At 53.7% G+C, this 17,819-nt stretch carries 14 protein-coding genes and 2 pseudogenes; 7 read left to right on the top strand and 9 right to left on the bottom strand.

Annotated elements, in window-relative coordinates:
- Positions 1 to 10: 10 nt before the first annotated feature.
- The 4 genes from FH603_RS24775 to FH603_RS24760 form a co-directional block, all read right to left on the bottom strand.
- A complete protein-coding gene (locus FH603_RS24775) occupies positions 11 to 1,021 on the bottom strand; it encodes an AraC family transcriptional regulator (protein ID WP_186741315.1) in 1,011 nt (336 codons plus the stop codon).
- Between the two features lie 199 nt (positions 1,022 to 1,220).
- Positions 1,221 to 2,834 (bottom strand): family 43 glycosylhydrolase, encoded by a 1,614-nt coding sequence (locus tag FH603_RS24770; RefSeq protein WP_186741313.1) that lies wholly within the window; start codon positions 2,832 to 2,834, stop codon positions 1,221 to 1,223.
- 137 nt (positions 2,835 to 2,971) lie between these two features.
- On the bottom strand, positions 2,972 to 4,465 hold the full coding sequence (locus FH603_RS24765; RefSeq protein WP_186741311.1) for a RagB/SusD family nutrient uptake outer membrane protein: 1,494 nt from the start codon (positions 4,463 to 4,465) through the stop codon (positions 2,972 to 2,974).
- 5 nt (positions 4,466 to 4,470) lie between these two features.
- Positions 4,471 to 7,647: a SusC/RagA family TonB-linked outer membrane protein gene (locus tag FH603_RS24760; protein WP_186741309.1), complete on the bottom strand. Its 3,177-nt coding sequence runs from the start codon at positions 7,645 to 7,647 to the stop codon at positions 4,471 to 4,473.
- A gap of 271 nt (positions 7,648 to 7,918) precedes the next feature.
- On the opposite strand from FH603_RS24760, the gene FH603_RS24755 reads away from it, so the two are divergent.
- Complete coding sequence (locus FH603_RS24755; RefSeq protein ID WP_186741307.1) at positions 7,919 to 8,845, top strand: helix-turn-helix domain-containing protein; 927 nt, start codon at positions 7,919 to 7,921, stop codon at positions 8,843 to 8,845.
- Positions 8,846 to 8,880: 35 nt separating this feature from the next.
- On the opposite strand, the gene FH603_RS24750 is transcribed toward FH603_RS24755, so the two are convergent.
- Positions 8,881 to 10,362, bottom strand: coding sequence for an arabinose isomerase (locus tag FH603_RS24750; protein WP_208493177.1), 1,482 nt, complete (start codon positions 10,360 to 10,362; stop codon positions 8,881 to 8,883).
- A 236-nt stretch (positions 10,363 to 10,598) separates the two neighbouring features.
- Entirely contained in the window at positions 10,599 to 10,988 is a 390-nt protein-coding gene (locus FH603_RS24745) for a DUF4260 domain-containing protein (RefSeq protein WP_186741305.1), read from the bottom strand.
- Positions 10,989 to 11,085: 97 nt separating this feature from the next.
- On the opposite strand from FH603_RS24745, the gene FH603_RS24740 reads away from it, so the two are divergent.
- The 4 genes and pseudogenes from FH603_RS24740 to FH603_RS24730 all read left to right on the top strand — a co-directional run bounded on the left by FH603_RS24740 (position 11,086) and on the right by FH603_RS24730 (position 14,087).
- The gene (locus tag FH603_RS24740; RefSeq protein ID WP_186741303.1) at positions 11,086 to 11,988 is read left to right on the top strand and encodes a helix-turn-helix domain-containing protein; all 903 of its coding nucleotides are present in this window, start codon (positions 11,086 to 11,088) and stop codon (positions 11,986 to 11,988) included.
- 98 nt (positions 11,989 to 12,086) lie between these two features.
- Complete coding sequence (locus tag FH603_RS24735; protein ID WP_186741300.1) at positions 12,087 to 12,947, top strand: oxidoreductase; 861 nt, start codon at positions 12,087 to 12,089, stop codon at positions 12,945 to 12,947.
- A 383-nt stretch (positions 12,948 to 13,330) separates the two neighbouring features.
- Positions 13,331 to 13,480: pseudogene (locus FH603_RS29330) on the top strand (Atu4866 domain-containing protein); the annotation flags it as partial.
- A gap of 61 nt (positions 13,481 to 13,541) precedes the next feature.
- Entirely contained in the window at positions 13,542 to 14,087 is a 546-nt protein-coding gene (locus tag FH603_RS24730; protein ID WP_186741298.1) for a nuclear transport factor 2 family protein, read from the top strand.
- A 124-nt stretch (positions 14,088 to 14,211) separates the two neighbouring features.
- Here the strand turns inward: FH603_RS24730 and FH603_RS24725 are convergent, their stop codons facing one another.
- On the bottom strand, positions 14,212 to 14,496 hold the full coding sequence (locus FH603_RS24725; protein WP_208493178.1) for a family 43 glycosylhydrolase: 285 nt from the start codon (positions 14,494 to 14,496) through the stop codon (positions 14,212 to 14,214).
- A gap of 4 nt (positions 14,497 to 14,500) precedes the next feature.
- Positions 14,501 to 14,617: pseudogene (locus tag FH603_RS24720) on the bottom strand (transposase); the annotation flags it as partial.
- Positions 14,618 to 14,688: 71 nt separating this feature from the next.
- Between FH603_RS24720 and FH603_RS24715 the strand changes: the two are divergent.
- Positions 14,689 to 15,863 (top strand): IS3 family transposase gene (locus tag FH603_RS24715; RefSeq protein WP_186741295.1). Its coding sequence is split into 2 segments (ribosomal slippage): positions 14,689 to 14,985 and positions 14,988 to 15,863, totalling 1,173 coding nucleotides; the frame shifts between segments, so codons are not numbered across the junction.
- Between the two features lie 128 nt (positions 15,864 to 15,991).
- Here the strand turns inward: FH603_RS24715 and FH603_RS24710 are convergent.
- The gene (locus FH603_RS24710; RefSeq protein ID WP_186741292.1) at positions 15,992 to 16,867 is read right to left on the bottom strand and encodes a winged helix-turn-helix domain-containing protein; all 876 of its coding nucleotides are present in this window, start codon (positions 16,865 to 16,867) and stop codon (positions 15,992 to 15,994) included.
- A gap of 306 nt (positions 16,868 to 17,173) precedes the next feature.
- On the opposite strand from FH603_RS24710, the gene FH603_RS24705 reads away from it, so the two are divergent.
- Positions 17,174 to 17,749, top strand: coding sequence for a two-component regulator propeller domain-containing protein (locus FH603_RS24705; protein WP_235985598.1), 576 nt, complete (start codon positions 17,174 to 17,176; stop codon positions 17,747 to 17,749).
- The last annotated feature ends 70 nt before the right edge of the window (positions 17,750 to 17,819 follow it).

Below are 17,819 nucleotides of genomic sequence, written 5' to 3'. Positions count from 1 at the left end.
CGCGCGAACATCATCCCACCCGCCAAAATTCACCCGGCGTTTGGCCGGTCCAGCGCTGGAACGATCGTACGAAGGCGCTTGGATCGGTGAACCCCAGCAGAAAAGCAATCTCCCTGATGCTGTGTAGCTGGTCGCGCAAGTGGTGCTCCGCCAGCTCGAGCCGTACCTCGTCGAACAACTGCTGATAGCTGTGACTAGCCTGACGCAGCCGCAGTTGGAGCGTACGCGGGCTGAGGCAAAGGGCATCGGCTACGGCGATCAGGGAGGGTTCGGCCTGGGCCAGCAAGCGCAACAACTCCCGCCGTACGGAATCGGGCAGGGAGAGGGGCTGATACAGACGAGCCAGCTGGGCGGTGGCGTACGGCTCAAGCAACGCCAGCAGGTGCGGATCGGCGGTGGGGATGGGTAGAGCCAGTGCGGCCGCTGACAAACGCAGGGCTGAATACGGGGCATCGGATTGTACCGGGGCGGGGGCAAAAACGCGATTATGTTCGCGCGCATCGACCGGCGCGGGATAAGCCAGCAGAACCGCTTCAAGGGCCAGGGGCTGGCCGCAGAGCAGCCGGAGCATGTGCAGATAGACCGATAGCTCTGAGTTGAGTACGAAAGGGGTATACACGATGTCGGGGCTGGTTATTTCGACCACCAGTTCCGCATGATCGCCCGACCGGCGTAGGCTGGTGCGAGTGCCGTTGCACGTAATATCCTGGTACCGGCACAGCTTACAAATGGCCTCTTCCAGCGTGGCACTGTGCAGGAGAATATAAGCCAGCACTCCAAGGCTACTAAAGTGAATATGCTCGGTTAAGTGCAGATCGAGGTGGGGGTCGGCGGTGGCCTGCATTGCCAGTGGCCACAGCCGTTGCATGGTTGCGATTGACACCCGGCCATCGGGATGGCACAGTTGGGTAGTATCAATGGTGACAGCCTGTTTCATGGCTTCTGCGTCACCCCCGCGCTGGGTAACGGCGTGCAGCACCATCCGTACTGAAGCGGAAGAAAGAGTAGCGTCAATCGGCATACGTGGACAGAAGGGGTCAGTTAGAAGAAGATGCAAAAATGCGGTTTGTCCACCCCAGCACCCCAGTTACGGTCACCATTAAACGTGCATGATAAACCGTTTAATGGTGACCGTATTGGCGAACGTTTGAAGCGCTCTTTCCCCTCTTATACAGCTTGCGTATAGCGCTAACCGTTCAGCACTCAAACCTGGCATCGACTTATTTTTTCGCCTGGATGAACGTCTGAAACTTCAGGGTACGCCTGGCGTCATTCGGTTCGGGTGCGTCGTCTTTACCGCGGCCTGGCATACTGCGGCCAGTTGACGTTTCCCCGGCAGCGTAGGCCAGGCCGTAGCAGCCAACCGTCGCCGTTGAACTTACCCGGAGTACGTACCGCTGTCCCGCCGAGACCCGCAGGTTGGGCTGGATGAATCGATTTCGGGCGGCCCAGCTGATGGAGTCTGCCGGCAGGGATGCGCTGTACAGCGGCTGCGCCGTTGCATTCGACGCATCTGCTTCAGAGAGAATGGCCAATTCAAGGGCCGCGTTGGGGTTGTCTTTCTTGTAGGCCGTCACAGAAAGGGCAGACATCAGTCCGGTCTGAGAAGCTACGAACGTCTGGCTCTGCGCACGACTGTTGGCAATAGCGCAGCCGGTGCTGATGGTGTACGCCGTTGCGGACGGTTCTGCAACGGGGCGTTTCGTTTGCGCGGTAGGTACCCGGTTGCCCGGCTGACCAATCTGAATGGGCAGGGCGGGCGTTTCCTGGCAGACAATAGGCAGAATCGAGCCGTCGGCGGCAAAGGTTAGGGGAGACCAGAAGTAATTGGCCAGGGCTTCGTTGCGGGCACCGTTGTTCCACAAGTCACTGCCGTAGATAAATAGCGAATCGTTGGCGAGCTTGATGGTCGATACGAAAGAAGGCTGCCCGCCACACGATTGATCACTGATCTTCTTTCCCTCCGACCAGGGACCCAGCGGGGACGAAGCGGTACGGTACGAGGAACCGGTACCCGAGCAATAGCCGCAGTTGGGATCGGAGTAGGTAACGTAATAAATTCCTTTGCGCTTGAACAGGCCGGGGGCTTCGGTTTTCTCCGGCGTCACCGATTTCACGTGCCGACCGGTTCCTGTCAGGTAATCCGGCGCTAATTCTTCAATGACGATCATTCCTTTGGTCCGCCAGTCGGTGTAGGCTAAGTAAGCCGTGCCATCCTCATCGACGAACGTATCGTGGTCGCCGTTGTTTAGCCCGGCCACGGGCGCATCGCGGTTCACGGCCAGCGTTGGTTCCGCTACCTCTTTGAACGGACCCGTTGGGACCGCACTGGTAAATACCCGAAAGCCGGACCGGTTATCGTACACGTTGATCCACAGCACATACTGATTCGTCTTTTTGTTGAAAACTACGTGCGGGCGAAAACAGCCGTAGGTATTGCCGTTGCAGCGGGTCTGCCAGACGGGCGTTGTGGCGTCGAATAGTTGCCCCTGATCCGTCCAGTTCATCAGATCCGGGGAGGAATACACTTTGAAACCGCAAAAAGGGGCTTTTTTGTTCTGCCAGGCAAAGCCGCAGTCGTAGCTGGTGCCGTACAGGTAATAGGTCCCCTCGAAGTAGGCAATCTCCCCGTCGTGGGCGTCGATGGCGTCGCCCACGGCATCGAACCGGGTTATTTGTTTACCGTCTTTGGTAAAATTCCGCAACCGGACGTCGGGCGTTACGGCTCCGTTCTTCGATTTGGCCGCCTTCCCGGTCCTGGCGGGGGACACCTGCGCAAAAGCTGCCTGACCAATCGGGCCAAGCAGGCCAGTCAACAAAAGCGCTGCGCTCATTGTACGTCTTAAAGTAGTCATTACTATACGGGTTTTATGTAAGATCCGCCCGTGCCTATCAGACACGGGCGGATTGACTGTTCAGACACTTGACAAAAACACCGTCCCAGCAGCCCGCCGGGACGGTTGAACCCTAGTCAATAGCCAGGGTTCTGGGTTAATTTACTGTTGAGGAGAATTTCTGGGGCGGGCACCGGCAGAAAGTACTCATAATCGCTATATACGTAATCCTGGGCAGTAAACGAGATACCTCCCCTGGAAACCGTTGGATTGGCCCGCTCTCTAAGTCCGTACGCGTTCATGAACGCGGTCAGTTCGGCGGGTGTCATGGTCCGTCTCAGATCAAACCAGCGTTGGTTTTCAAAGGCCAGCTCCACGCGCCGTTCCTTCATTACAGCGGTCTTGAAGGTGGCTTTATCGAGACCGGCTATGTCCTTTAGCCCCGCCCGCGTTCTCACCTGGTTCAGGTAGCCGTAGGCTTCCGCCGTGGGTCCCGACTGCTCGTTGATGGCTTCGGCCAGCATCAGCAAGACGTCGGCGTAGCGAAGTATCAGCCAGTTGTCATCGGTCCGGCCACTGATGGTGTGCGGATGCGTGTACTTGATGATGTAGGGAATATCGACCACCTTACCGTTCAGGGTATAGCTTGTTTTCAGCGACGCATCCTTTCGGACATCACCGGGTTCGTAAGCGGCAATCAGATCATTGGTTGGTATGTTGCGCCCGCCGGGCGAGGTGCTGGCAAAGCCGGTAATTGCGGCTGCCGAGGCCCGGGGCGCAAACGTGTACGCGAAACTGCTCCACTCGCCCAGATCGTTCCCCCCTTGGTACTGAATTTCGAAGATGGATTCGGGACCGTTTTTCTTCGCCGGGTTGAAATTATCCGCGTAAACCGGGTTCAGCGCGTAGCCGGTTACCTGCTTCAGGGTGGCCACGGCATCGCTGTATTTCTTCTGCGTCAGATACGTTTTGCCCAGTAACGCCAGGGCCGCGCCCTTTGTCGCGCTCCCGACCTGGGCCGCCGGGTAGGTGGCTGGTAAGGCTGCAACCGCTTCCTGCAAGTCTTTTTCAATCTGCGCCCAGACCTCAGCCTGCGGTGAGCGCACCAGATCAAACGCCTGGTTGGGATTGTCTACCGTTGAGGTAACGAGCACCACGTCGCCAAAATACTGAACCAGATGAAAGTAAAAGTAGGCCCGCAGAAACTTCAACTGTCCTTCGATTGGCCCTCTCGCCGTTGGTTCAAGGTTGCTGGTGGCTAATTTCTCCAGGGTGTAGTTTGTGTTATACAGCGCGGAATAGTACCGGCTCCACAACCCCCCGATTTCCGTATTGCCCGCGTTGACGGTCGAGAATTCAAAGGCTTCCCACCGCACCGCATCCCCCCGGTCAGACGGGTTAAGATCGACGGTGGTGTTGTCAGACGGTAGTTCTTCGAAGATGTAGGCCGAACCCGTGATCGACTGCAGCTGACCATATACCCCGTTGAGGGCCTGACGGAACTGCGCTTCGTTTTTATAAAACACACCGGTGCCAATCCGGGTCGGATCCGTCGTCACTAAGAAGTCTTCTTTGCACGAGGACTGACCCACGCAAAGCAGTGCGGCTATATAGAAAAGTTTTTTGTTCATGGCGATTAAAAGTTAAGCTTGATGCCCGTGGCAATTGTCCGGGGAACCGGATAGGCCTCGTCGTCAATGTTGGGTTCGGTCGTGCTGCGGGAACTCACGTCGGGGTTACTACCGGGGTACTTGGAGAACAGAAACAAATTGTTGGCGGTAACAAAAATCCGGGCGCTGCTCAGCACCGATTTGAACTTGGGCAGATTATAGCCGATGGTCACGGTTTTCAGCCACGTGTAGCTGGCATCATACACGTAGCGGTTGCTGCTTTCCCGCGACCATTTGAAGTAGCTGGTGCCCCCCTGCGAATGCACATCAGAAGGGTTTGGTCCCGGATTTTCGGCGGAACGCCACCGATCCTTTGCTTTCGTCTGCACGTTGAATACACCGTCCATGTTCATGGTCGACGACTCGATGTTGCGGTAAATATCGAAGTTCTGAGCACCGAGGAACAGGATATTGAAGTCGAACTGCTTGTAATCACCCGCCAGGGTCCAGGCCCAGTTGAAGGACGGATTAGGATTACCAATTTCGACCATGTCCTTCGTATCGTATGAGATGATGCCGTCGCCGTTGGTATCGGCAAACTTCATCGCGCCGGGAATGGCCCCGTCCTGTTTAGGCGCGGCATCGATCTCGGCCTGCGTGTTAAAGATGCCGATTTTCTCGTAGCCGTAGATCATGCCAATCGGACGTCCTACTTTCTGGACGCTGTACCCGCTGTAGAATTCGCCGTAGTACAGCGCGTCATTCGCGCCCTGGATGGCCAGAATCTTGTTGCGGTTGAAGCTGATATTGGCATTGGTGCGCAGGTTGAACTGACCAATGTTCGTGCGATAATCGGCGCCTACTTCAACCCCGTGATTGCTTACCTTGCCGATGTTCGCCAGACTGCTCGTGAAGCCGGACACCGACGGTATCGAAACCGGCAACAGCATGTCGTTGGTGATCTTGTTGTAATATTCGACGTTGAAAACCAGCTTGCTGTTGAACAGCGCCAGGTCCATGCCAATATCTACCTGGTTCGACTTTTCCCATCTCAACTCCTGGTTGGCAAACGAGCTGACGTTCTTGCCGGGAACGAACGTGTTGCCCAGAATATAGTTGTTGGCCCCCACGAACGCCAGACTGGGGTAGTTGCCGATATCATTGTTACCCGTTACTCCCCAACTTGCACGCAGTTTCAGATCGGACAGCCACGCTGTCTTGGGAATAAACGATTCTTCGGTCAGACGCCAGCCAATCGAGGCTGCCGGGAAGTCGCCATACTTACTGTTGGCCCCAAACCGCGAGCTGCCTTCCCGGCGGTACGTGGCCGAGAACAGGTACTTGTCTTTATAGGAGTAGTTGACCCGGCCCAGGAACGCCAGCAGGGAGAACCCGAACTCATAGGAGTTGGCCGACCGAATGGAGGCCGATCCCAGGTAAGGGACCAGATCATCGGGAAAGGTATTCCCTGTGCCGATAATGCCCCGCACCCGCTCCTGCTGCGCCGTGTAGCCCACCAGGGCGTCAAAGGTATGATCGACGGGTAACTGGGGCTTGAAGGTAAGCAGCTGATCGACCGAGTAGTTGATCAGCTCTTCCGTCTGGTCAGTCTCTGACGCATTTCGCGGGGGTGCTCCCGACGAGCCCGAGGCCACGGCCAGACCGATGGTTGAAGGAACATACGTTTTAGTCGTGTTGTTATTAAGCTTGATGTTGGCGGAGGTCTTGAACTTAAAGGACTTCAGGAACGAGAGTTCGATAAATCCATTCGTCAGCACGTCGGAGATATTCCGGCGTCTATCCACGTTCTCCAGCACGTAAAGCGGATTGGGAAAGCCAAAGACGCCATCGACCCCGTTGATATAGGGGACCAGCGACCCATCCGGGTTGTAGGCCGTTTGCCGGGGGTCAATAACCAGGGAACTCCCCACAACGCCCCCCCGTCCGTTTACGGCGGCCAGCTTCTGGCGGGTGTACGTGCCGTTGATATTTAAGCCGAAGTTGATGAATTTATTTACCTGTCCGCCCAGGTTGGTCCGCAGGGAAAACCGGTCGTAATTGGTGTTCTTCACGACGCCGTCTTCTTTGTAGTAGCCCGCCGACATCAGGGCTTTGATGGGACCCGTACCCGACGAGATCGTCAGGTTTGCATCGGAATACGGCGCGTTATCGCGCATGATCAGATCAAACCAGTTGGTCGAATACTTGGTCTGCTCAGGAAACCGGATCCCGGCGGGCACTTCCGCTTCGGTTGGCTTCCGCTTCTGAATAATCCGAATTTGGTCCATGAATATCTCTTTCTTGAACTGGGCAAATTCGATGCCGTTCATCATCGATATCCGTCGTGATCTGGGGAGACTCTGAATGCCGTAGTCGAGAGACAGATTGATGTTCACCTTGCCGTCTTTTGCTTGCTTGGTTGTGATCAGCACGACGCCATTCGACCCCCTGGCTCCGTATATGGCGGTAGACGCGGCATCTTTCAGGACCGAGACGCTCTCAATATCGTTTGGGTTTAGATTCTGACCCACCGACGTGCCCACCACGAACCCGTCGATGACGTAGAGCGGATCGCTGCCCGCCCCCAGGGAACCAATGCCCCGCACCCGCACCTGGAATTCGCCACCCGGCGTACCACTGGTTTGCTTCACGACGACACCCGGTGCTCGGCCCTGGAGAATCTGGTTCGGGTTGTTGGCGGGCTGCTCCCCCAAATCACGCATGTTGATGACCGACACTGCCGAAGTAATATCCTGCCGGCGCTGCGACCCGTAGCCCACGACGACGACTTCATTCAGCGTCTGGTTGTCCGGCAGCAGGGCAACGGTCAGCGCGGTTTGATTCCCCACGACAATCTCCTGCCTGACGTAGCCGACGAAACTGAACACGAGCACGGCTGACGGGTCGGGCACGGTGATGCGGAAACTGCCCGTACCGTCGGTAGTCGTGCCCTGGGAGGCCCCCTTTATGGCCACGGTTACGCCGGGTAGTTCAGCCCTTTTTTCATCGACTACTTTTCCCGATACCGTTACCTCGACGGCCCGGGTAGGAAGTTCAGTTCCGGGCCGGGGGGCGTAGCTGAGTAGCCGGGGCTGGGTGGCCGTCGTAGGCCCATCCCCCGTGCGCGAAGGCGATGGCTGCGCCAGCGTATGGCTGGTGACCGCCGTCAAACTGAGCAGCGTTAAGAGATAGATTTTCTTCATGATCGTCAAAGGTTATTTGGTAAAATGGTCTTGAAACACCGGGTATTCCGTGCTGAAAAATGCGTTTGAATGAACCGTCAAAAACGCAAACGGGTCTATCGAAAAGGACAAATGAACCGGCACTGGTTTAATATCCGGGCTATACGAACCAGACAATTGTGGGTTGGTAAAGGCACCTATCCCAGAATATATTGCATATTTGCCACAAACTTAACGCTTTACCCCTACCTGTTTCAATGGACATTTTGTTTAAAAGTTTGGCTATTTTGATATGAATCAATACCGAAAATACGTCAACGAGCAGCAGGTACAGGGGCTGTTGACCCAGACACCGAGTTGGGGCGTCGACATCCTGACGATTGGCCATAATCTGCACCCGGCCCGGAAGGCATACCCCGACCATAATCACCCCAATCAATACTATTTCGACTGGAGCGAGGGACGAGTTCTCGACGAGTTTCAGCTGGTCTTTATCGCCAACGGACAGGGGGTTTTCGAGTCGCAGGCCACACCGCCGACCCTGGTGGAGGGCGGCACCGCTTTCCTGTTGTACCCCGGCGTGTGGCACCGGTTTAAACCGTCCTACGACTCGGGTTGGGAAGAGCTATGGGTGGGTTTCCGGGGGCATTTCGCGGAGTATCTCATGCGGCAGGAGTGTTTCAACCCTGAGCAGCCCCTGATTCCCATTGGCTTGCGCTCGGAGCTGCTGAACGTGTTTACCCGGTTGATCGACACGCTCAAATACGAAGGAACGGCCCACCAGCAAATCGCCACCTGTCAGGTCATTCAGCTGTTGGGACTGGTTTATACGTCGGCCCTGCTAAGCGACACCGGTCGCAACCGCCGGGAGCAGATCGTGCACCAGGTCCGGTACAAAATCCAGGGGATATGGGCGCAACCCATCGACTTTCAGAAGCTGGCCGAAGAAAATAACGTCAGCTACGTGTGGCTCAGAAAAGCGTTCAAAGAAGTTATGGGCGTGGCACCGGGGCAGTACCACCTGAATCTGAAAATAGACAAAGCCATTCAAATGCTCGGGGAAACCAGCCTGTCCATCTCCGAAATCGCCCACGAAGCGGGCTTTGAATCCCTGTTTTACTTTTCGAGAATCTTCCGCAAGAAGACGGCCCTGTCTCCGTCGGAGTTCAGGGCTAAGCGGTTGCTGGTAAGCCTGGAAAAAATGGGCAGTAATGGATGATTTGGGCGTTCGTGGTCAGGAAATCTGTCGGCCCCTTAGCCGACCTGAATTACCTCGATGCGAAGGAGCTGGCCCAGCTTTTCTAATTTCGACGCGATATGACCTACGCCCACGGCGCAGTGGTGCGCTGGCCCGTGGCTGTTCCAGTCGTTGACGAACTGACGGGCACCCATTGGGAAGCGGTACCGGCTGTTGGTATTCCCGATTTCCAGAATCGGTCCCGCTACCGACTCGCCTTCAGCGACCAGCAGCTGAAGCTTTCCCCGTCCGTCTTCAACCACCGATAATAGGGTAACGGGGCCGTTCTTGATGGACATCTCGATGGAGAGTCCCGCCCCAACTTTGCCGTGGTAAACCTGCAACGGTTTTACTTTGGTCTTTCCCTCAGTAATTTGCACGTGCCCCGGTCCGTCGTGTCCCATCAGCACCACATCATCGGTAAAATCCAGGGCGTAGTACTCGGTAAAAGAGCCACCCGCCCCAAACGTATCCATGATTTTCATGGCCTGCGCGTTCTTGATTTCGTATTCCCCGGCCACCGGCACCCCGCGCCCCGTCAGCAGCGACGTACCCAGGATAATCGAACTCATGGTGTCGGCATTGGTGGGGTTGCCCGTGCCTTTGTGGTAGTAGGCCAGCGAGCCTAACTGGTATTTTTCGACTAACTGATCGAGGGCCACCGACGTACGGGCGGCCCGGTACAATTCCGCCGGGGCGCAGTCGGTCTGCACGTCAAAGAGATCAGAAAACGTGTCTATCCGTTCCTGGATAGCTTCCTGAGAAACGTCCTCTTTGAGGGCCGAGAGTTCATCCACCTCCAGAACAACCATCTGACCACCGAACGTAATAAGCTGTAACGTAGGATCCGAATAAATGTCGAGCATCCCGCCGTAATAATTACCCATCAGCCCCAACCGGTTGTGGGCCATCACCTGCGCCACGTGCGCGGCTTCGATCCACTCGTCGATTTCGCGCCAGCCGACGGGGTCATTGTGGAGCATACCGGTGACCTGATGGAAGGAAATGCCCGCCCGCCGGAACACGTTGGCGATCTCCGGCACGGGGCAGGCCGAGCAGTAGGCCAGCCACTCGCCCGTCATGCGGGTGCGGTCGTTGAGCTGATTGAACGCGTCGTAGTCGATGGCGGCATCGGGTGCCAGGTTGAGCAGAATGACCGGCACATTCGCGCGTTGCACCACGGGCAGCACCGTTGCCGAGAGCGCGTAGGTAGTCACGTAGACAAACAGAATATCGACGTCGGCCTGCCGAAAGTAGTGACCCGCCTGCACGGCTTTGTCGGGCGTATCGACGAGGCCAATGTTGACGACCTGCGCATAGGGACGCTGCAACTTCTCGGCTACCTGCTGTACGTATCCCAGCAACCGGTCTTCCAGCCCGGCAAACTGCGGCCAGTAGGCGTCTAAGCCAATGCCGAACAGGCCCACCTTCAGCGCAGGCGTTGCGGGCGGGGTACCGTTCATGTGAAGCGAAAAGGGGGCTGTCTGAGACGTGGTCATGGAGTAGGCTGATACCAGATGTGTACCGGGTTGATACATACCGGTGCAATGATAAGCCAAAGAAAGAGGTCGCCACGGCCCGTTCCAATAAACGTTTTGTTTTATTTTTTAGCTATTTTGATATTGAGTTAATTGGAGGAAGAATGCAGTGGGGCGAATGGCTATGACCACACAGATTGATCCCGATCCTGCTCAGTCCTGCTCGAAAAATCACATCGCATAAACGGAGCGCGTACTCAGACATCCAGACTACTGACTGCCTGCCCTGGTTTTTGTTGATTGCCTACCTCGCCCAGGTGCGTGAATTGAAAGCCCCGGTTGTACTTTAGTCCGTAGCCAAACGCCCGGTCCAGGGCCGAGTGACCAAACAAAACGATACCCGCCAACAGCCAGTAATTGTTGTCTAAAAACAAGCCAATTAGTCCAATACCGATCGCTACGCCTTTGTGGTGAGCCAGGTTGTAGACGAAAGCCCCCACTTTATTACTGATCGCGTAGCCAAGCATACTCAGGTCAGGTACGAGAAACAAAGCGGGATAGACCCACCAGATAAAGGAAAGTTTGGCGAACAAGACAATCGAGAGGGCAAACTGAGCTACTTCTTCAGCCTTGATGAGAGTTTTCATGGGTGCGAATGGTTCTGTTAGCTATCGGGCAAAGGTACAGGAGAGATTATCCGTTTCTACTAAACGTGTATTGACTTGAATTCTGTAACTTTAACCGATGGCAAAAACAGAGACACTCGAAGAATTTTACCAGCATAAGTTTGACTGGTTGCCCGACAACCTGCGGCAGGACATTGGTCACGTCAACGTGTTTCGGCTGGAAGACTGCGTGGGGCTGGGCAAAGTCCCGGTGCAGTACAGTCGCCGGGATTTCTTTAAAATCAGTCTGATTCGGGGGCAGTACGTTTATCATTACGCCGATAAAAGCATCGAGATCAACGGCAGTACGCTGATGTTTTTCAACCCGCAAGTCCCCTACACCTGGGAGTCGGTGGCGGAGGAAACAACCGGCTTCTTCTGCATTTTCCGGGAAGCGTTCTTCACCGAGCGCATCCGGGGCAACCTCAACGAACTGCCCGTATTTGCTACCAGCAATCACCCGGCGTACCCCCTCAATGCGCAACAGGATAACGAAGTCAGTGAGTTATTCGAAAAGATGCTGGCTGATTTAGACTCCGAATACCCATTTCGCTATGATTCGGTTTGCAATCGCGTGTCAGAACTGATCCACTACGCCCTTAAACTACAGCCCGCCGAAACCCTGCACGATCACCCGGACGCCAAATCGCGCATCACGGCGGTGTTCAGTGAATTGCTGGAGCGGCAGTTTCCCATCGAATCGCCCACGCAGCGGTTTAAACTCCGCTCGGCGGGCGATTTTGCCCGGCACCTGTCAGTGCACGTCAACTACCTCAACCGGGCCATTCGGGACACGACCGGCAGAACCACCACTGACCAGATTGCCCGGCGATTAGCCGCCGAAGCGCAGGCGCTGCTTAAACACACGGACTGGAACATCGCCGAAATTGGCTACGGCCTTGGTTTTGATGAACCGGCTCACTTCAACTACTTCTTTAAAAAGCAAACCGGCCTGACGCCATCGGCGTACCGCAAGGTTTGAATTTGGTAACTATTGGTTTGAATAGGGCTATGCCCCACCCGGCCACTAGGCCTACCTTTGCCCCCGTTGATAAAGCAACGTTAAACAAGCAAAGAGTTATGGATACTAAAAAGATTTGGTTCATTACGGGCGCATCCAAAGGGTTTGGCCTATTATTGGTCAGTCAGTTACTACGGCAGGGCAATCGCGTGGCGGCCACCTCACGCACAATCGACGATCTGCGCAAAGCCGTTGACAACGACAGCGACGATTTCCTTCCCCTAGCTGTAGATTTGACCAGCGAGGGCAGCGTTGATGATGCCATTCAGGCCACTATTAATCAGTTTGGCCGCATTGATGTAGTGGTCAACAATGCCGGCTACGGGCAACTGGGCACCCTGGAAGAACTTACCGATAAAGAAGCCCGCACCAACTTTGATGTCAATGTATTTGGCAGCCTGAACGTGATCCGGGCCGTCATGCCACACCTGCGGAAGCAGCAGTCGGGGCACGTGCTGAATCTGTCTTCCGTGGCGGGGATCAGCGGTGATTTTCCCGGCTGGGGCGTCTATTGTGCCACTAAGTTTGCGGTCGAGGGTTTCTCAGAATCACTGGCGGCTGAAGTGGCTCCGTTCGGCATTAAGGTGACGCTGATTGAGCCGGGTTACTTTCGGACGGATTTTCTAACCGGCGGTTCGCTCAGCGTTCCCAAGCAGAAAATTGATGCCTACGAAGCGGTGCGCGAATCGGAAGCCATGCACCAGGAGCAAATTAACGGCAACCAGCCCGGTGATCCGCAAAAAGCGGTCGAGGTTATGATTCAGATTGTCGATGAACCAAACCCGCCCCTGCACTTATTCCTGGGCGAGGATGCGTACACGATGGCCCACGCAAAGATAAAGGCGATGGCGCAGGATTTAGAGACTTGGAAAAGCCTGACTCTGTCCACCGGTTTTGCCGTAGCAGAAACAGCGGCTTGACGGTAATCGCCACCTTAACGTGAACAGCCAACGAACCCAAGGTTGGTTCGTTGGCTGTTATAGATGAAGTGACAGTAGGTGTAAGAGCAGTCTCCGCTTTCGACACCTATCATAATACAGTTTGAGCTAAGTCAAAATACAGGAAAAACATATTGACTGGTGAAGTTTCAGGGCCTGTTTTTCGGGGAGGGATTTGCCAGTCATAGCCACAACATACGCAAACGTGGTGAGAACTATGAATATGTTCGAACTGCTTCTCCGGTTAGTCTTGGTGCGTAAACGGCAATAGTCAGATGAAGAATTCTGACAGGCTGAGCACAAAAATAGAGAAGGAGACCGTTGAAGAAACCAAAAAATATGTAGGCATGTAGGTTACCGGGGATAACAGTGTCCATTACAACCTCTTGCCCAATGGTCGATACGATGAGGCATGTGGTGACAGGGAAATTGCCTGCTAAGGACAATATTAGGTTAAAGGCAATCACATTGAGTACAAAGACAGTACTGGTTTCACCGCTAATGGTGATTTTTAGGAGGGTATCCTGTATTACGGTGGTATAGTTCTTCACAAATGCGATCAATAACATCAATCCTATGACGCTTATAACAAAGGTCATCCTACTGTTAGGTGCTTGTGCCATTTCGGCCTGTCAATCAGGTACATCCCAGAAATCGGAGTCTAATATGGCGACGTTGCATTCAACCAGTAAAGACCAAATCGATGACAACGTAATGGTCAGCGAAACAGCGAAAAGAAACCAAAAAATCGTTGACGATGCGTTCAACAACTGGGTTGCGGGCAAGGGCAGCTTTTTTGATCTGCTGGCTGATGATGTAGTGTGGCAGGTAACGGGGAAGGCTCCTTTTTCGGGCGTGTACCGTGGAAAGCAGGAATTTATGGATAAAGCAGTAACCCCGATAAATGACTTTTTAAGCACGAGCATAAAGCCCGAACTCATCGATATCAATGCTTCCGAAGACATAGTCTGGTTGCAATGGAAGGGAATCGCCACTGCCAAAGATGGAGGCCAGTACATCAACGAATACGCCTGGAAACTTAAGTTCGATGCTGAAGGAAAAGTCATTAGGGCAGACGCATTTTTGGATACCTACACGCTGAGTAAGCTGGTTAGGCAATAAAGTCAGATAGCACGCACAAGCTGTTCCATAAGTCTGACTTTCCCGCCGGAATCTGGAACGAACTAGTTTTTTGTCTAAAGTGAGTCAGACAGGCGATCAGAAGAATGGCGAGAAAACGCATTCGCTATCGGTCCAGGGGCGAGGGCTTAGGTAGGGGTTGGTCGGCGGCTACGGGCAGCCCAAAGTTGGGCGTCCCGTCAGGGTTCCAACCAAAGGGCTGTGCGCGGGGTGTGCGGGCTTTACATTCTTGGTTCGCCACCACTTTGGCGTGATATACAATCCAGTTCTGTGTACCGTCAGGTGATTGGGTGAAGCAGTTGTGGCCGGGTCCGAAAACTCCGTTCGCTTCTGATTTGGCGAAAACGGGTGTGGGTGATTTTGTCCAGGAAGCCGGATCAAGCAGGTCCAAGACTGGCCGATAAGGCCGCCAGATGCAGTAGCGCTTTTACCTTTTTGTTAGCAATCCGACTTACCTGAGTCTTCCCTCGTTTTCGGCCCGAGCTCTGTTCGAAGGGGACCACCCCCGCATATAGTGGTCCCCAAAAACTGGACAGGTAGTATAACTTGAACACTTAAGCGTTCAGCTACAAAATGTCCAATTATGACCAAGTCTCCACGTCGTGTTCACGACACTGCTTTCAAGACCAAGGTGGTCCTCGAAGCCCTCAAAGGAGCCAAAACATTGGCTCAATTAAGCACCGAATTTGGCATTCATGCCCAACAGATTACCGACTGGAAGAAGCAAGCCCTCGACAACTTTGGCTCGTTGTTCGAATCGACAACAGCCAAACCAACGCTGTCCGAACAGCAGCGCGAGCAGATCGAAGCCCCTCTCTTCCAGCAGATTGGGCAACTAAAAGTCGAAAATGACTGGCTCAAAAAAAAATTGCGGACGAGTTGAGCGTTGATCGGCGCATCCTGATCGACCCCACCGATGAGCAGTTTTCTATCGCGCAACAATGCGCCCTGTTAGGTCTGGCTCGCTCCAGCTACTATTATCAGCCCGTGGGCAAGTCTGCCGAGAATCTAGCCTTGATGGAACGCATCGATAAGCTGTTTACAGCCCGTCCAGAGATGGGAGTGCGACGTATGTATCACGAGCTAAGCACGTCGGGTAACCCGATTAACATCAAGCGGATACGGCGATTGATGCGCTTGATGGGGCTGGAGGCTGTCGGGCCAAAACCCAACCTGTCGAAGCCCCAACAGGGCCACACGATCTACCCCTACTTACTGAAGGGACTGGTCATTGATCGGCCTAATCGTGTCTGGTCAACCGACATCACGTATGTACCGATGGCGAACGGTTTTTTGTACCTATGTGCTATCATTGACTGGTACAGTCGTTACATTCTGAGCTGGCGATTGAGCAACACCTTACTGGCTGACTTCTGTGTCGATGCCTTGGAAGAAGCCTTGAGCCAGTGGGGGAAACCCCAGATTTTCAATACCGATCAGGGTAGCCAGTTCACGAGTCAGTGTTTTCTTAACCCATTGCTTAACAACGAGATACAGATAAGTATGGATTCTAAAGGTCGCGCCCTGGATAACATTTTTATTGAGCGGTTTTGGCGAACCATCAAATACGAGCATCTTTATCTGCGGGCCTATGCGGATGGACATAGTCTGCATCAGGGCCTAACAGAGTATTTTCGCTTCTATAACCACGAGCGTAAGCATCAGTCACTGGGGTATCAAACTCCAGCAGTGTGGTACGAAAAGGGAATAGAAGGGACAGAAAAAGTACAATTTCCGGGCTTCATCCAACAAGCCTGAAAACGCTGAAATCCTGTCCAACGATTGGGGAGCACCATAGGTATACCCTAACTCAATCGAGGTAGCCAACTTCCCAAGCTATCTATCGGTGGCTACACCTGTCCCTGAGCGGCCAACCAGCAACAAGCTTAGCCAGCCTGCCCTGGCCCTTTGGGCGAGTCGATTTCCAGCTTATACCCTCTCCCATGACTATTGACAATGCGTACTGTGGGGGCGGGCTGTAGCTTTTTTCGTAGTCGAGAAACAAACACATCTAGGCTGCGTCCCACAAAGACGCCTTCCTCCCCCCAAACCTGTTCCATGAGCCGGTTTCGATCAATCACCACATTGGGAGAAATAGCGAATACCTTCAGCAACTTGGACTCTTTGCTCGATAGCTCAATGCGGTTAGCCCCCAACCGCAGAATCTGCTTTTCTAAGCAAAACGTAAGGGGACCTAAGTAAACCAAATGAAGGGGTACTACCGGTTCGACAGGGGCTGAGGGGAGCGTTTTCCGGTTGACTAAACGCCAACCTATTCCGATTAATAGAACTGGTAGAAGAAGCCAGGCCAAGTACACAACACTGCCGATTGAAGCCGTCTGAACCGGCGGTTGGGCGAACTGGATTTTGATCGTGTAGGCCCCCCGGGGAGGCCTTCTGGTTAGACAGGCAATCGTCCTCGGATTCAGCGGTTGATGGACTTCATAGCTGTAAGCCACCGTGTTCCGCTTTTCTTGACTGACTTCCACCAGGTAATCCAAGGACCCTTGATTTTGCTGCAAATGCCGGTGAATGATCGCCACTAAGGAGGCTGGTTTAAACGCGAAGGGCCGTTGAAATCGAATCAGGAACGTGCGCTCATCAACCTCTTCAATGGGGCCTACCCACGAGGTGGAATCGCCCGAGGCCAGCAAGAGCTCATGACCGATTTGGCGCATGGTCACCAACACCTTTTCCCCATCGCTATAGCCAGGCAGGCCGGTGACGAGTAGGAAGAACACGGTAAGAATCAGGTATCTCATGGACTAAAAATAGGCCTTACCAGGTGATAAATTCCAGGTTTTACATTTGGTTAACACTTTTTTACAAGCGGTTGACCCTTTTAACAGAGTCACCCGCTAGGTTTGAGTCGGATTGGAGATGAACATGCGCAAGAACAGGTTCATGTTCGCTCGGTATCGGGGAACGATTTATTCCCCTCAAGCCCAAGATAGTTTACAGCAAAAGGTGCAGCGTGGTGGTGTTTAATCAGTCGTGGTTGTCTAACCGGCCGGGTACCAGGTGTTGTAACGGATATAAACGAAATTCTTTGCTAGTAAAAAAGAAAAATGATGAACTACTTACGCGTCTATGCTCTGTTCCTGATGGTTGCTTTTTGCCCTTCCTGTGGGCAAAACCAAACAACCCTACCAAACGATACCATCAAGTCCGAAATTAACGACATAGGGCCTAACCTAATGGTTCGTCATATAAAAAAAGGTAGAAATGGCACCATTTTGATGGCTGGCCCCAACAACTCATCATTTGGTGATGCGTTTCGATACGACGGAAAATCGTTCACTAATCTTACCAGTAAACTATGTCAGCACCGATTCCAGGATGTCCTGGAAGATCGACGAGGAAATAGTTGGTTCGCTTCTGCTGATTCAGGCGTTTATTATGACAACGGGAAATCCATTCAACATTTCACTACCACCCAGGGACTTGCCAATAATCGAGTTACGTCTGTTTATGAAGATAAAGCCGGCATTATTTGGTTCGGCACTGGGAATGGTCTGAGCCGTTACGATGGGAAATCGTTTCGAAATTTTAAAAACCCGAACCCCTCGCGTGACTATAACGGAAGAAACTGGAATAATGATATTATACTAATTCAAAATCATAAAGACGCATTCAGAATGTAGGGAAAGCAAGTCAACTCGATGACTGTCTGCCGACCCGTGAATAACGCTTCAAGAACAGCCCGCAAACGTT

The organism is Spirosoma utsteinense (assembly GCF_014282275.1).
In the GTDB taxonomy this organism is placed as follows: Bacteria; Bacteroidota; Bacteroidia; order Cytophagales; family Spirosomataceae; genus Spirosoma; species Spirosoma utsteinense.
This window is presented reverse-complemented; position numbering and strand designations above follow the sequence as displayed.

Bases quoted from the DNA above. Each gene is read 5' to 3' on its own strand.
- FH603_RS24710 (WP_186741292.1), bottom strand. From the start codon at position 16,867: ATGAGATACCTGATTCTTACCGTGTTCTTCCTACTCGTCACCGGCCTG.
- FH603_RS24770 (WP_186741313.1), bottom strand. From the start codon at position 2,834: ATGAGCGCAGCGCTTTTGTTGACTGGCCTGCTTGGCCCGATTGGTCAG.
- FH603_RS24755 (WP_186741307.1), top strand. From the start codon at position 7,919: ATGAATCAATACCGAAAATACGTCAACGAGCAGCAGGTACAGGGGCTG.
- FH603_RS24745 (WP_186741305.1), bottom strand. From the start codon at position 10,988: ATGAAAACTCTCATCAAGGCTGAAGAAGTAGCTCAGTTTGCCCTCTCG.
- FH603_RS24765 (WP_186741311.1), bottom strand. From the start codon at position 4,465: ATGAACAAAAAACTTTTCTATATAGCCGCACTGCTTTGCGTGGGTCAG.
- FH603_RS24735 (WP_186741300.1), top strand. From the start codon at position 12,087: ATGGATACTAAAAAGATTTGGTTCATTACGGGCGCATCCAAAGGGTTT.
- FH603_RS24775 (WP_186741315.1), bottom strand. From the start codon at position 1,021: ATGCCGATTGACGCTACTCTTTCTTCCGCTTCAGTACGGATGGTGCTG.
- FH603_RS24705 (WP_235985598.1), top strand. From the start codon at position 17,174: ATGATGAACTACTTACGCGTCTATGCTCTGTTCCTGATGGTTGCTTTT.
- FH603_RS24760 (WP_186741309.1), bottom strand. From the start codon at position 7,647: ATGAAGAAAATCTATCTCTTAACGCTGCTCAGTTTGACGGCGGTCACC.
- FH603_RS24750 (WP_208493177.1), bottom strand. From the start codon at position 10,362: ATGACCACGTCTCAGACAGCCCCCTTTTCGCTTCACATGAACGGTACC.
- FH603_RS24740 (WP_186741303.1), top strand. From the start codon at position 11,086: ATGGCAAAAACAGAGACACTCGAAGAATTTTACCAGCATAAGTTTGAC.
- FH603_RS24730 (WP_186741298.1), top strand. From the start codon at position 13,542: ATGACGCTTATAACAAAGGTCATCCTACTGTTAGGTGCTTGTGCCATT.